The sequence below is a fragment of the Fervidobacterium nodosum Rt17-B1 genome, assembly GCF_000017545.1.
In the GTDB taxonomy this organism is placed as follows: domain Bacteria; phylum Thermotogota; class Thermotogae; order Thermotogales; family Fervidobacteriaceae; genus Fervidobacterium; species Fervidobacterium nodosum.
Map to the genome: position 1 here is coordinate 321,029 of NC_009718.1, position 15,146 is coordinate 336,174.

The 15,146-nt window shown below is 34.1% G+C and carries 13 protein-coding genes; all 13 read right to left on the reverse strand.

The features are described 5' to 3' along the window. Positions 1–83: 83 nt before the first annotated feature. Positions 84–527 carry a carbohydrate ABC transporter permease gene (locus FNOD_RS01525; RefSeq protein ID WP_337998408.1) on the reverse strand — a complete coding sequence of 148 codons (444 nt, stop codon included), beginning with the start codon at positions 525–527 and terminating at the stop codon, positions 84–86. Positions 528–549: 22 nt separating this feature from the next. Next, positions 550–2,646, reverse strand: coding sequence for a cell division FtsA domain-containing protein (locus FNOD_RS01530; protein WP_011993485.1), 2,097 nt, complete (start codon positions 2,644–2,646; stop codon positions 550–552). Positions 2,647–2,670: 24 nt separating this feature from the next. Continuing rightward, complete coding sequence (locus FNOD_RS01535; protein ID WP_011993486.1) at positions 2,671–5,082, reverse strand: endonuclease MutS2; 2,412 nt, start codon at positions 5,080–5,082, stop codon at positions 2,671–2,673. 54 nt (positions 5,083–5,136) lie between these two features. Beyond that, a complete protein-coding gene (locus FNOD_RS01540; protein ID WP_011993487.1) occupies positions 5,137–6,309 on the reverse strand; it encodes a vWA domain-containing protein in 1,173 nt (390 codons plus the stop codon). A 39-nt stretch (positions 6,310–6,348) separates the two neighbouring features. Beyond that, positions 6,349–6,984, reverse strand: coding sequence for a hypothetical protein (locus tag FNOD_RS01545; protein ID WP_011993488.1), 636 nt, complete (start codon positions 6,982–6,984; stop codon positions 6,349–6,351). A 159-nt stretch (positions 6,985–7,143) separates the two neighbouring features. Continuing rightward, the gene (locus FNOD_RS01550; RefSeq protein ID WP_011993489.1) at positions 7,144–7,890 is read right to left on the reverse strand and encodes an undecaprenyl-diphosphate phosphatase; all 747 of its coding nucleotides are present in this window, start codon (positions 7,888–7,890) and stop codon (positions 7,144–7,146) included. Positions 7,891–7,913: 23 nt separating this feature from the next. Beyond that, on the reverse strand, positions 7,914–8,375 hold the full coding sequence (locus tag FNOD_RS01555) for a YaaR family protein (protein ID WP_011993490.1): 462 nt from the start codon (positions 8,373–8,375) through the stop codon (positions 7,914–7,916). A 23-nt stretch (positions 8,376–8,398) separates the two neighbouring features. Further along, positions 8,399–9,199, reverse strand: a complete 801-nt coding sequence (locus tag FNOD_RS01560; protein ID WP_011993491.1) for an Mrp/NBP35 family ATP-binding protein — start codon at positions 9,197–9,199, stop codon at positions 8,399–8,401. A 40-nt stretch (positions 9,200–9,239) separates the two neighbouring features. Further along, positions 9,240–10,262: a galactose-1-phosphate uridylyltransferase gene (gene galT / locus FNOD_RS01565; RefSeq protein ID WP_011993492.1), complete on the reverse strand. Its 1,023-nt coding sequence runs from the start codon at positions 10,260–10,262 to the stop codon at positions 9,240–9,242. 36 nt (positions 10,263–10,298) lie between these two features. Further along, positions 10,299–11,756: a glycogen synthase gene (locus tag FNOD_RS01570; protein WP_011993493.1), complete on the reverse strand. Its 1,458-nt coding sequence runs from the start codon at positions 11,754–11,756 to the stop codon at positions 10,299–10,301. Between the two features lie 44 nt (positions 11,757–11,800). Further along, positions 11,801–12,427, reverse strand: a complete 627-nt coding sequence (locus FNOD_RS01575; RefSeq protein ID WP_011993494.1) for an MBL fold metallo-hydrolase — start codon at positions 12,425–12,427, stop codon at positions 11,801–11,803. A gap of 43 nt (positions 12,428–12,470) precedes the next feature. Beyond that, positions 12,471–13,796, reverse strand: a complete 1,326-nt coding sequence (locus FNOD_RS01580; RefSeq protein ID WP_011993495.1) for an MATE family efflux transporter — start codon at positions 13,794–13,796, stop codon at positions 12,471–12,473. Positions 13,797–13,860: 64 nt separating this feature from the next. Further along, positions 13,861–15,030 (reverse strand): MFS transporter, encoded by a 1,170-nt coding sequence (locus FNOD_RS01585; RefSeq protein WP_011993496.1) that lies wholly within the window; start codon positions 15,028–15,030, stop codon positions 13,861–13,863. Between the last annotated feature and the right edge of the window lie 116 nt (positions 15,031–15,146).

A 15,146-nucleotide genomic window follows, 5' to 3' on the forward strand; every position in this document is an offset into this window, starting at 1 on the left:
AAAAACAAAAAAACCCCCAAAGTTATGGGGGATAGATAGTATTTACATAATATTTGAAATAAAACTAATTTAATAATATCTTGTTAGCCTTTCAAACCGGTGCCAACCAAAGATTTTACAAAAAGGTCTTGTAATAAGAAAAATAACAGCAGAGTTGGGAACAATGCAACCATAGTTGCTGCCATTATTACACCCCAGTTGTTTGAAGACTCTGCATTGATAATCATGTTAATAGCAACTTGGACGGTTTTCATATCGTCTCTCATCGCAACTATCATCGGCCAGAGGTACATATTCCAAGCGTATGTAAAATTTATTATTGCAGCACCGCCAATGATAGGTCTTGAAAGTGGAAGAACTATTTTTAATAGATATTGAATTGGCGTAGCACCGTCGATTAGTGCTGCATCTTCGTAATCTTTTGGTATAGTTTTAAAATGTTGCTGGAAGAGGAATACATTTGTTGCACTAGCTGTAAAAGGAATAATCATAGCTTGGTATGTGTTTACCCATCCAAAAGCTATTATTTTGTTTCACTTAAGTTTCTTATCAAGCGTCTTGTTCTTTTATTTCTTCGAACTCGAAAATTATCTCGTCTCCATTTTCGAGAGGTTCAGTAAAAGCTGTACGTTCGCCGTTTTTCAATAGCTTATAACTTTTTATTCTTCTAAAATCAATATCAAATAATCTCAGGATATCTGCAACTATGAATCCTTGGTTTTCTGGTATTTGTGTCCTTATTTTATCTCCATCCTTGATTTCATACTCAGGAGATACAAGTTGGTCATTAACCCATACGAGAACACCATCTTTTGTTAGTACGCGTTGTTCACCATTTATATTTATAACGATACTTATTTTTTCCATTTCAGGTAATTCTCTTATCTTTGGATAGTTTACAATTAATGCGTACTGAAGTTCTTCACCTGGGAGGACTGTATTTTCATCTGATAATTCAATTTCACCTTTAAATATTTTTACCTCACCTGCGTTAATTTCTTTATAAGTATTGTTAACTGAGTATTCGATTTTCACAAGGTCGCTACTTAGAAATTCTCTTATTTCTTTAACCTTTATCTTTTCATATTTAATAACATCACCATCTTTTAATTCAACGTTTGAAGTGGTACTAAAACCATTCAAAGTAACTCTTGGGAAATATTCAAGTACTTCGTCTGTTTCAAGAGATTTCAGTCTTATTGGTTTTACAAAATCGTACAACGTTGCTTTTGCATCTTCTCCATCTATAGCTTCTCCTACTTCTATAGAATCACCATGCCTAACGTTATCTCTGAGTGTTGCTTCTAAGCCATTGATTTTCACTTGGGCTGATATTGGCATTTGACCTTTGACTACTACAGTTTCATCGTTAACTTCTATTACTATTGATTTACCCGGTCTTCCTAAGAGTTTTCTCATATCCATTCCATACTGTACAAGTACTTCCCATACAGTGTAATTGCCTTTGAACCCAATGAGTTGTATCGGATCTCCATTCACATTTACAGATTCAAAGACAGCACCTTTTTTGTGGAGGGCTGTATAACCAATTCCTAAAGGAGTTATAAATTCGCTACCTTGAACGATACCTGTTTTGTCTATGAAATCTAAATTTTTTGAATCTTTGAGAGAGACTACATCTTCATCCATCTCTAAATTTTTTGCTAAGTACGTTGCGAATATCGGTACTTTCGCACCGCCACCAACTATCATCACAGCTTGTGGTTTGTCACCGTTTAATTCTATGATTTCTTCAGCTACTTTTTTGGTAATTTTATCAACAACGTCTGAAATTGCATCTAACACTTCTTCTCGCCTTAATTCCTTTTCTTTATCAAGTATATTTTTAACTCGAATTATCTCTTGCTTTTCTAAGCTTCTCTTTACAAATTCTGCTGTTTGAAAATCAAGTAAAAATTTTTTTGTTATGGCTTCTGTTATTTCATCGCCAGCTAAAGGCACCATCCCATACGCAATTATCGTGCCATCTTTAGATATAGCAATATCGCTCGTACCAGCACCGACGTCAACGAGTGCTATATTCAAAATTCTCAAATCTTCTGGAACGGTTATATTTACAGCAGCGATAGGTTCAAGAGTCAAGTGAGTAATCGTTAACCCAACTTTCTTTACAACTGAAAGCATCGCTTCAACAACGTGACTTGGGAGGTAAGTGGCTACAACTTTAACGTAAATATCTTTACCTTTTAAACCTTCTAATTTTTTAAACCACATTCCATCGAGTTCGTATCGGATTACAGAGTAACCTACACAATACATATTTGGCTCAATATTTTCCGTGGCTTTTGCTACAGCATCTAATTCCAATCTTGTGAGCATGTCTTTTGTTATTTCAATTGGTTCTTCTGAAGTAATAGAGCTTTCGCCAATGTAAGTTTTAAGGAATCTTCCAGCAAGAGCTACAGCTACTTTATCTAATTTGATATTATTTCTATTTTCAAGTTCTCTTTTTACGAAAGCGGCAACTTTTGCGACTTTTTCAACGTCGTGTATTTGCCCATCTAACATTGCGCGGTGTTCATGTTCCTTGATAATAACATCATGGACTACCATTTTTTCATCTTCATCAAAACCAACAAGTAACCCTGCGATTTTTCTTGTTCCAATATCTAATGCAAATACCATTGACTGCACCTCCATAAATATATATTAAACTTCAATAACTGTTGCTCCAACTCCACCTTCATCAGGTCTGCCAAAACGGTAATTTTTAACTCTTTTATCATGTCTTAAATAATTCCAAATTCCAGTTGCAAGTTTACCTGTTCCCTTTCCATGGATAATGTAACCGATTGAAAAATCTGATAATAATAATTGGTCTATAAATTCATCTATTATTTCCAGTGCCTCTTCTACAGTTAATCCCCTTACGTCAACCTCGTTTTTTGTTAAATTTGAAGTATAAACCTTTGTTGGAATGCGTGAAACATTTACAATTTTTTCTTTTTCTTCATCAATATGCTTTTTTAAATCTTTTGAGTCGCTACCCGAGGTGACTTTAACGAGTTTTTCAGGTTTTACTTCTATTTTCAATCCATTGAAATCAACGACAAAATTCCTAGATTTCATTTCAATTACTTTTCCAATTGCAGTTCCATCGATAAGTCTAACGTAATCACCTACTGAAATTTGTTTTTCCTCATCTGTGACTTTTGTTTCATAGATAACCTTTTCTACTTTCCCCTGAATTTCTTCTAAATGTTTTACTTCGTTTTCAATTTCTTTGAGACGTTTTTTTATTAATTCTTCACTCTCTGTTTTTTTACTTTGCAGAGATATCTGCAAATCCTTTTTTGCTTTTTGAATATCTTTATAAACTTCTCGAAGTTCTTTATCAAACTCTTCTATCCTTTTTATTTTCAAAAGCTTGTATTTTTCCTCAAAGTCTTTCTTTTGCCTATTGTATTCTCTTAGTGTATTTTCGAGTTCTCTTCGTTTTGTTTCAAGTTCGCTGATATGCTTGTTCAAGTTTTTTATTAATTCTTCTATCTTTATATGTTCTTCGTCAAGATGCTTTTGTGCACGCTCCAATATTGCATCTGGTAAACCGTACTTTTTGGCTATCTCAAAAGCATGTGATGCTCCAGGAATGTTCATTAATATTCTGTACGTTGGGGAAAGTGTTTCAGGATCAAATTCCATAGAAGCGCTTATAAGCTTATCGTGAGACATTGAAAAGAGCTTTATGGGTGTTAGATGTGTTGTAACTATGAATTTTATTCTTCTTTCAATTAATTCTTCGATAATGCCAAGGGCAATGGCACTTCCTTCGTATGGATCTGTTCCCGAACCAAGCTCATCGATTAGAACTATCGAATTTTCATCAGCTAATTTTAAAAGTTGTACAATATTATGCAAATGACCTGAAAAAGTACTTAGATTTTCGAGTATGTTCTGGCTATCGCCTATATCTACATACACATCAAAATCTGGAATCCTAGAACTTTCGCCTGCAAGAACGGGGAAGCCACTACGTGCCAAAATTATGAAAAGTGCTACAGTTTTTAGAGAAACGGTTTTTCCACCTGTGTTGGGTCCTGTTATTACGATTCCAAATTTGTCAGATGGGAGTTCTATGTCTATTGGAACAATCTTATCTTCTGGTATAAGAGGATGCCTTGCTCTTGATAATTTGAGATAATTCCCATCTGGGATAATAATAGAAGCATTCTTTTCTATAACGTATCTTACCCTTGCGTAAAGTGAATCTATACGCTTTAACAATTCAATGTCACCTTTTATAGTTGACAGTCTGTCAAAAATTTTATTGGTAATTTCCCGTAATATCCTTGCTATTTCTTTTCCTTCTTCTTCAGCAAGAACTTTCAGTTTATCGTTCAGTGGTATAAATTCTTCTGGTTCTAAGTATACCGTTAGTCCAGATGATGACATACCATGGACGATACCTTTAATTTTTCCACGTTCATTTGCTTTGACAGGAAATACGTACCTATCGTTTCTTATCGTGTATGTTACTTCTTGTAAAATGTTTTGGTGATGGGTTATAAATCTTTCTGCTTTATGCCTTAATTCTTTGGTTACTTCGGCATATTCATTTCGAATCTTCTTTAACAACACGGAAGCGTCATCTTTTATGTTGCCATTTTCATCTATAGTTTTCTTTATGGAATTAATTATTTCATCATATGTTCCTAATCCAAGTATAAGATTTACTATACCACTTTGAAATAATGAGGGCTTTTGTTCCTTGAACATCGCTTTTAGTGATTTTATTCCTTCAAAGAATCTTAGAAGACTCAGAAATTCTAAACCCTCGGCGATTATTCCATTCTCTATTTTTCGCAGTATACTTCTGATGTCTAAAAATGCATCGGAAGTAGGATAACCAATCACGCGGACTATATCGCACAATTCTGAGAGATATTGGAGTTCTTGTGCGGGGTTTATACTGTACGGATTAAGATTTTCAAGATACTCCTTTCCAAGCGAAGAATAGCAATACTGTTTATAGCCATCGAGTACGAGATTGTAGTCTATTTTATTCTTAATATATTCCAAATAATTGATTTTGTCTTCTAAATTTTTTTCAATTGATAACATTTCTATACCTCCGGACATTTTGAACTTTAAAAATTTTAATAATCGTAAATTACATCAACTTAGAACGTAGACATTGCCGTATATTTTTTTAGTATCGATGTAAAATTCTGGATTGTGCTTTTTACTAAGTACAAAAAGAACTCTTCTATCGACTTTTGGAAGGTCAACATAACCATCTGTGAATATTATTATACCTTCACTTCTGAAATCTTTTTGGGCTATATCTACAGCGGGTTGTAAGTCAGTTTCACCACCGCCGTAAACTTCGAAATTCTTCCATTCTCCTCTCTTGTATTTTCCAACGAATGTAACTGACTTATCTACTTGGATAACATTTAATTCGACACCCAATCGGGCTAAACTCTCTATTTCTGACATAAAAGCATTTAGCTCTTCTTCTATTATACTTCCACTTGTGTCAATTATTACAGTTAGTTTGGGGTCGTAGATATACCTCCATCCAGGTTGATCATCGTATCTTCTATTAGGTCTCAGAGGTGTAGAATATTTATCTCCTTTTTGTGATAGTCCAGCGAATCTTCTAATTGCCACTTCCCAATTTATAACAGGTTTAGATATAAATATTTCAATATCTTGCCTTAAACCAGATGGAAGTTCTTTTCCAAAAAGATTAAAAGCTTTGCCAACCTTCTGCTGGACTAGTTCAACAATCATGTCAGTTGGTATATCACTTTCTATCTCATGATTTTGTGGCAACTTTTCTGCAATTGCTTCTATATCGTAATTTCCCTTCTTTAAAAATTCCTCTATTATGTAGTCATGATACTCTTCAGCGGTTCTATTCAACATATTAGCTGGTGGACCAACAAATATAACGTCGTTATCTGCGCCATGTCCTTCTTCTATCAAAACATTTAGAGGAACACTAAGTGCATCAAGTTGCGGAATAAATTGGTTAATAGCAGCATCTTGAGCAAGGTTCCATATAGCTTTATCTCGTTTATCTTTTGGTTTTATCAAGTAATGCCTATTTATGAAATGCATCAATTCGTGTAATATCAACCCTTCAAAAAATATTTCAGATTTAATTTTTACACTCACAGGATTGTATAAAAATAAAAAATCCCCATTTCTTGTAATAGTAAGCTTTATGTTTTTTACATTTGCTTCTTTGAATTTACTTCCCATGAGAATATACGCATAAAATGAGTTAATTTTTATTAAATTGGCCAAAACATTATCTAATTTTTTTTCAATATCTGACATAATCTTACATCTCACATCACTTTCAAATTTCAATATTTTTTAAAAGATAATTTTAAATTTTGCCTCAAAGTAAGGTGTATCATTACTTGTAATAAACATACTTCTGTAAGAGAGCCATCTAACCAAAAAGTTATATCCAATTCCTATTGAAAATTCTTCTTTTATATAGGTTATTTTAAAATCAATTTGTGTTCTAAACAGTTCATCGGTCTTTGGTGTTGGAATATTTAAATTAAATGCTGGATCGTACCAGAAGTAAATCGATGAGTAATACCCTCCAATTTCAAATTTTATGTTCAAATCCTTTAAGTAAATGGAAGGAACAACTCCAAAATACAGTCTTCCAACCTCGGAAGCTTCATTTGGAGTTGCAGGCTTAGTAGTAAGAAATACAGGAAACTTCATCTGAAAACTGTCGATATTAAGGTAAGGCATAATATTTAATTGAAAGCTGTTAGACATAATATCGAAGCCACCGGAAAAACTTATCATAAAATGTTCATCGTTATAAATTGGAAATTTTAAACCAATCTCACTGTAGGGGAATCCCAATGTATATTCTAAATTACTTTGATTTTCGGTTATTCCGATACCATCTTTGGTATTGATGAAAAATTCAATAGGTATCGCGATTATAACAATAAGCAAGAAAGATAGTGTAAATATCTTTTTCATATGCCCCCTCCTTAAATCTTAAATATTAAAATACTACGTTTTGCAAATTAATTATACCACATCAAATGTGAAAACCTAAAAAATTATTTCGATGAAAATGATGTAAAAAAGCCTCGGATAATCCGAGGCTAATTTCTTAAAATACACAATTTTATATTTTCACTTCATAAAAAAACTTACAATTGCAGGAATTAAAAGATATATGGAGAAGTATTTCAAATGAGCAGAAATGGTGACAAATCTAACAAGTATGAGCGCAACCAATCCAGATATAAAGGCACCGGCAAACCCAGATAGTGTAGCAGTTGTAAGATCTACATTTTTCAATTCAAGCAACCCAGCGGCTAAAGTTATTGGAAGACTGAGTAAAAACGAGTATTTGAACGCATCCACCCTTGTCATTCCTATCAATAAAGCACCGATTAGTGTAAAACCACTTCTTGAGATACCTGGTAAAACGGCGATTGCTTGGAAAAGACCAACAATTAAAGCATCTAGATATGTTATGTCGTTCAGTGTTTTATTTCCAGAATATTTGTCAGAAAGCCACAAAGCTGCGGCAGTTACCAAAAAAAATACACCAATCAATTTTTGTGAAGAAAAAGCAGCCTCTACCTTTGATTCAAAAAAAAGTCCAACAATCCCTGCAGGTATTGATGAAATAATTATTTTTAAGGCTAAATTCCACATATTTTTATCCGATCTCACAAGGCCGTATAAGATGTTCCAAATATCATTGAAAAGTAGTATAAATACAGCAAAAAAGGTTGCTATGTGAAAAAATGCAAATAAGGCAAGGTCAGATGGAAAACTTATGATCTTTGAGAATAAAGCAAGGTGACCTGAGCTTGAGACTGGCAAAAATTCTGTTAATCCCTGAATAATTCCCAAAAAAAATTCTTTCAATCGAATTCACTCCTTTTCAGAGATCATTTGTAGATATCAAATAGCAAACCATTTATTTCCCCAACTTTTTGAGCAAGTTTAATAGTGTCTTTCTCTGCTTCCATCAATAACGAGGATATTTGCATTAATCTTTCATCAATTTGCTCCGCTATTATGTGAAGCCTTGGTTGGGAAACATTAAAATCGTACTTTCCTGCGATTTTGTATAGATTCTTTTCAACGTATTTTAGAATATTTTTAATGCGCTCTTTGTATTTTTTTAAATTGTCTTGGGTTGGTGAACGTACAAAATCGTTACCAGCTTCAACGACTTCGTTTACTAATTCCTCGATAGTTTTTCTTATCACTTCAGCTTCAGCTTCTTCAAATATACCAAAGAAGCTTGATTCCGCTTTTCTATTAACAGCATCTTTTTTATTAGTTTTTTTACCCTTTATAGATGCACTCTTCAATTTGGGGTCATTTGAAGGTGGTTCAATTCGCAATATTTCACACCCTTAAAATTTTATCATTTTTCAACATTTTTTGCAACGTTTTCAGCTAATTCCCTAAACGATTTTTCAATTTCGCTACCCCGATAGTAAAGTGTTATAGGTTTACCTTCATCTAATAATTCAAGAGCCTTCGGATCCATTGGAATTCTTCCTAAAACTGGAATGTTATATTCTTCAGCAAGTTTATCCGCTCCACCTTTTCCAAATGGATATACAATTTCGTCTTTACATTTCATGTAAGACATGTTTTCTACTATGCCTAAAACTTTTTGATTCATTGAATGAACAAAAGCGATAGCTCTTCTCACATCATCAAGCGCAACCCTTTGAGGGGTTGTCACTACGATAATTCCATCGATGTTTCCAAGCGTTTGTAATAAGCTCAGCGCTTCATCACCTGTTCCGGGTGGAAGGTCGAAAATCATAAAGTCAAGTTGTCCCCAATTTGTATCACCCAAAAATTGTTTAATTGCAGAATGTTTAAGTGGTCCACGCCATATAATAGGCTTACCTTCTTCAACAAGCATTGAAATGGAAAGCGCCTTCAAATTTGGCAATATTTGGGCTGGAACAATTCTTTCATCTTCATCGACACCTGGTATAGCATTGCCACCTAGCATTCTAACTATATCTGGACCGTGTATATCTAAATCAAGGATGCCAACGTTGTAACCACTTTCTGCCAAAGCGGTTGACAAATTCACAGATACGGTCGTTTTGCCAACACCGCCCTTACCGCTGAGTACTGCTATGAAATGTTTCACGTTTTCCTTCAGTGTACTTATCTTTTGATCTTCTGATAGCTTAAAATCCATAATCTTCCTTCCTCTCCTTTTTTACTTTACAAGATGAAAATCACTTGTTTTGACTTTCCATTATCTCTTTGTAATTTTCCACAAGATACTTCGCTGCATCTTCTGGTGGAACAGGGTTTATGTAAAATCCTGAACCCCACTCAAACCCTGCAACTCTTGTGAGCCTTGGAATAATTTCAACGTGCCAGTGATAATAGAGCTTCCCTTCTTCACCAACAGGAGCTGTGTGAATTAGAAAATTGTATGGTGGATTATTGAGAACAACATGGATCCTATGCAAAACATCTTTCATAATCTGCGCAAATGCCTTTACTTCTTGTTCAGATATATTTCCAAAGTTATGCGAATGCCTTTTTGGCAGTACCCAGGTTTCAAATGGGAATCTTGCAGCGTATGGTTCAAAAGCTATAAAGTGTTCATTTTCTTCAATCACTCTTCTACCTTCAATTTTTTCTTGGTTTATCATATCACAAAATACACATCTTTCTTTGTATGAATAATAATCTTTTGCACCATCGAGTTCCTCTTGGACGGTTTTTGGCACTATTGGAGTTGCAATTATCTGGCTGTGTGGATGTGCAAGTGAGGCTCCTCCATCTTTACCGTGATTTCTAAATATAAGTATATACTTAACTCTTTCATCTTGCGCCATAGCTCTGAATCTTGTTAGGTAAGCCCAGATAACTTCCTCTGTTTGTTTGTAATCGTACAGTGCGAAAGTTGAATTATGGTCAGGTGTTTCGACTATTACCTCATGATAGCCAAATCCTGTCATCGCATCGTACATTCCGTGACCGTATCTATCCACTGGTAATTCAGAGTCAACAGCTGGAAATTTGTTAGACACTACCCTAACCCACCAACCCGGGGTGTTTGGTTGGGTCTCTGGTGGCCTGAACGCAAGGATTTCAGGCGGAGTTGTGTGTTCATTACCATAGTCAAAAGGACAGAACCCAACTTTTGTCTCTTCGGGTTGAACTTGAAAATCATGAGGACGCTTTGCACGTTCCGTGGAGATAATTACCCACCTTTTTACAACAGGGTCTTTTCTATATTCAGGCATGAAAAATCCTCCCTTTATATTTTGTTTCTATCTATTTTATCTTTGTACCTTGGATTTAGCTCTTTGATAAAGTTTTACGTATTCTTTCGCCGATTTATCCCAACTTAAATCCATTGTCATTGCGTTCTTTATCAAAGTGTTCCAATCTTCTTTACTATTGTAGAAGTAAATTGCCCTTGCCATAGCTTTAAGTAAGTGCGCGGGATCAAATCCTTCAAATCCAAAACCGTTTCCTTCTTTTGTTTCTGGATTGTATTCTTTGACAGTGTCAGCTAAGCCTCCAGTGTATCTGACAATAGGGATGGTACCATACCTGAGACTGTACATTTGACCCAATCCACATGGCTCGTATCTTGAAGGCATTAAGAACATATCACAGCCAGCGTATATTTTTTGCGCAAGCACAATATCAAACTTAAGATTTATGGAATATTTTTCTGGATACTTTTCTCCAAGTTTTTTGAACATATTTTCATATTTTTCTTCACCTGTACCTAATAGTACAAATTGGATATCAAATAGTGAAACATAATCCATTATTTCAGCCATTATATCAAGACCTTTTTGGTCAACAAGTCTATTTATCATTCCAAACATTGGAACGTCTCTTTCAGGTAATCCAAGTTCTTTTTGTAGGAGTTTTTTGTTTTCTTTCTTTTTCTCGATGGTATTTAAATCATAGTTTACGTAAATCTTATTATCTGTAAGTGGATTAAACTCTTCGTAATCTATGCCATTTAATATTCCATACAAGTCTGAAGACCTTGCCCTTAAAACCCCTTCCAATTTTTCACCATATTCTTTTTGCTGGATTTCCTTCGCGTAAGTTGGGCTTACAGTGTTTATAATATCCGAGAAGATAATTCCACCCTTTAAAAAGTTTATTTTACCGTAAAACTCTATACCATCTATATTGTACAGATAATCAGGCAATCCCGCAAATCTTAAATATTCCGGTTCAAATATCCCCTGGTATCCAAGATTATGAATTGTTAATACAGTAGCTATTTTCGATAGTAAAGGATCATCTCTGAATACAGTCTTTAAATAAACAGGTATCAAAGCAGTTTGCCAATCGTTTACGTGGACAATATCATATTCAAAATTCAGCTTTCTTATAGCTTCTATTACACTATATGAAAAAAATATAGCTTGTTCTGCGAGATCTGGACCAGCATAAACTTCATCCGCGTTGAAATAATATTCATTGTTAATAAGAAAAACGTTAACTTCTTTTGTGCCGGGTAACATTGTTTTATAAATTTCGAACTTTTCTTCTGTTCTCAACATTGATGCGTCTACTTTTTCTGTGATTTTTTCAATTGCCCATCCATATTTTTCAGCATTTTGTTTAACTTTTTTATGGTATGGCATATAGATATCGACGTTTATATTCTGTCTTTCCAAGTACTTAGGCAAAGCACCAACAACATCCGCCAAACCGCCAACTTTTGCAAATGGGTACACTTCATAAGATACCATTGCTATTCTCATTTGTTTCACCTCCCAATGATTTTTAATTTAAAAAAATTATAAAGTCAAAATCTGGAAGATTCTACCGGTTCATCATGTGTAAATACTATATAATCGCATTTTTTTCTAATTTTATTGACGAATCTCGAGCAATCGTCGTTTCTTAATAATCTAATTATATCATAAAATTCCACGCGGTTCATAACTATATCGCCGGTATAAAAAACTCTTCCCATATTTTCCGTATCTATGAGAAACGAGCAATGTTCTTTTGAATGCCAGGGTGTATGAAAAACTCTGATTTTATCAAAAAGAATATCCCCTGCATTTATCTCAATGACTTTTTTCCATGAATCCATTATTTCTCTATACAATTTACTTTTAATAAGGCCAAATTTATCATATGGTTTATTCTTATAGGCAGGATGTATGTATATAGTGGCGTTCGGAAAGATTTTGGTTGCGTATGCGTGGTCTAGATGGAGATGAGTCAGTAAAATATCGGTGATATCTTCTAATTTGATATTTCTGTTTTCCAAAGCTTCTTCTAAAGTATGAAACGATGTGTAATCTCCTGGGTCAATTAAGATTAATCTATTTTCGTTTTTTAAAAGACAAGCTGTTGAGTACGCGATCTCTACAGATTTTGGAACACGAATACTACCACCTATATTTAGTAATTCGAACTGCATTTAATCACCCCACACTTTAATTTGCTTTATATATTATATCATACTACACCACCCTTTTTTTCGTCCACGGATATTTCATGAAAAAGTACAAAACAAGAAACATCTCAAACAATTCAGCCATCATGAAAGAAAGCCAAAAGTTAATCGCGCTTAATTTAAGTATACTTACAGTAATGAAAAGATATGGGATCATAATAGCCCATCTACTTAAAAAGCTTGATATGAAGGTAAAAATCGTTAGCCCCGCGCCGAAAAAACCACTTGATAATAGCCAACTCACTGTTGTGAAAAGTAATGTTGGAACTACAATTAAAGAGCCTTGACTTCCAATTCTAATTACATTCATATCATTTGTGAAAAATAAATAGATATTACTTCTGAGTGTAATTAACACAACAACAGCTATGGATATTATCAATAAACCGTACAATAACGAAACAAACACAATATTTTTTGCCTCTTTTTCATCATCTTTACCTAAGAAAAAACCAACAAGTGTACTAGTTGCCATTGATAAACCAAAGATAGGTATATTTGAAAAACCAATTATTCTTTCAAGGATACCGATTGTGCTTATATATTCTGAACCGAATCCAGAGGCAAATTTTATCAAAAACGCGTAAGAAAGCGTTCTAAGTAACATCTCTCCTCCAGTGGGAAGACCTATTGTCATTAGTTTTGCATCTATTTTCCAATCTAAAACAAACAAACCTTTAAGGGATATCTTAACGTCCTTAACCCCTCTAAATAAAAAGAATAAACCTAATCCAAGGGATATAAAAGTAGAAACAACTGTTGCCCATGCGGCACCAGAAATTCCCAAATTGAAACCTCGGATATTGATAAAAGGAACCCTATCAAACATGAAAATCGGATCTAAAAAGATATTTACAATAGAACCGGTAACCATATTAACCATAGCAAGATGCGCGCTACCGATGTTTCTAAGGGCGGTAAATGTGGAATAAGTCATAAAAAACGCAAACATAAAGAAAACTCTTATGTATCCATAATCAATTGCTGCCTTTACAACTTCGGTGTCTTTCGTATAAAAATTCATCAACGGTTTTAATACAACCAAAAGTATTGCAGAGGCTAAAACAGCGACGAAACCTTTGAATATAAGAGTTTGCTCGATTATCTTACTTGTTAGCTTCTTGTCTCCTTTTCCGTAAGATTGTGAAATCATAGAGACGGAGGATGTCCCTATTATTTCGTTGAGTATCTCGACTATCCAAAAAATTGTCGAAAATAAAGTAACACCGGCTATCGCCTTAGACGATAGCCTACCTATCCAAAATAAATCCACTATATCGTACATCGATTGCATAACACTACCAACAATCGATGGAAGGGCTAATTTAAACAACTGTCTGGAATTATCAAGGAATTTCGATTTATCAAAATTCGTAAAAGCACCTCCAAATTCTGTATTATACGGAATTTTTAATATGCTTGTACATCTTTATCATAACATAAGCGTTTGCAAAGTAGAAAATGGAACTTATTACGAATATAAGTGTATAACCATTTTTAAAAGCAGTTAGAAGTGAAAACATCTCAGCAGACAGAGCACGTGATACATTATTAACGAAATTATTAGCGCCGTTTATAGTTGCAATCTTATCACGCCTAACATTTGAATAAACGAGTGCGCTTAGCAAAGGACTAACCATGTTCATAACTGCGAATCTAACTATATAGACACTTGTAAATGTTATCGGTTCTCTCACAAAACTTAAAGAGACTATAAGTATAGGTACAACTACGTAAGAAAAGATAAGTATATTCATATCGCCGAACCTCTTACCAAGTTTGTGAGAAAACACTGCCCCAAGGCTTGTTGCCAATTGCGCCAAAGCTAAAATTATACCTATAACGGAAGCACTCATTTTGAATAAATCGTAAAATATGACATTTCCAAAACTAACGAACAATCCAGCCCCGAAACCAACACTTATCGTTGATAGCATATAGTAGAAAACTACTTTAGATTTTTTAGGAGAAAATACAGATATAAATTCTTGAAAGTCAATAACATTGGAATTTTTAAGATTTACTTCATTTTGAATCCTCAATTTTCTTAAAGGAATTATAGCAAAAATTCTTGAAAGGCTTGCAGTGATAAGAACCCATTTTGCTGGAAACATATCGCCAAGTACTCCACCCAAAACATTTCCTATAACTCCGGTAAACATTCCAACTCCGAAATTTAAACCAAAAAATTTTGCCCTATTGTCACTATCAGTTTTAAGAACTAAGAGAGTCGATAAAATTATGGAAGTAGCTGAAGTGAACCCACCAAAAAAGAACGAAGTGATAATCAGTTGAAAATAAGATTTGGTGATTACACGGTATACGCCAAAAAATATACCTAACAATTGCGAAAATATTATCAGTTTTTTCTTATCGAACTTATCAGCAAAAAAGCCAAATACCAATCCAAAAAATGCCGCTCCCCACAAACTATTAGAAGTTATTTTTCCAACAATACTTGTTGGAACTCCGCTTTGTCTTAAAACTAAATTAAATAGTGTTCCGTATATCCCCTGAGCAAGTCCATCGATAAAGGTGAATAAAGTTATAAGCAAAGGTTGAGACATTTATACACCATCTTCCTTTTTTACCTATTTTGTTCGTATTTCAAACTATTCTAATTCAATTGTACCATTAGGCCAGAAAACTTCAACAACTAAACAAAAAACCAACTTATTCAAAG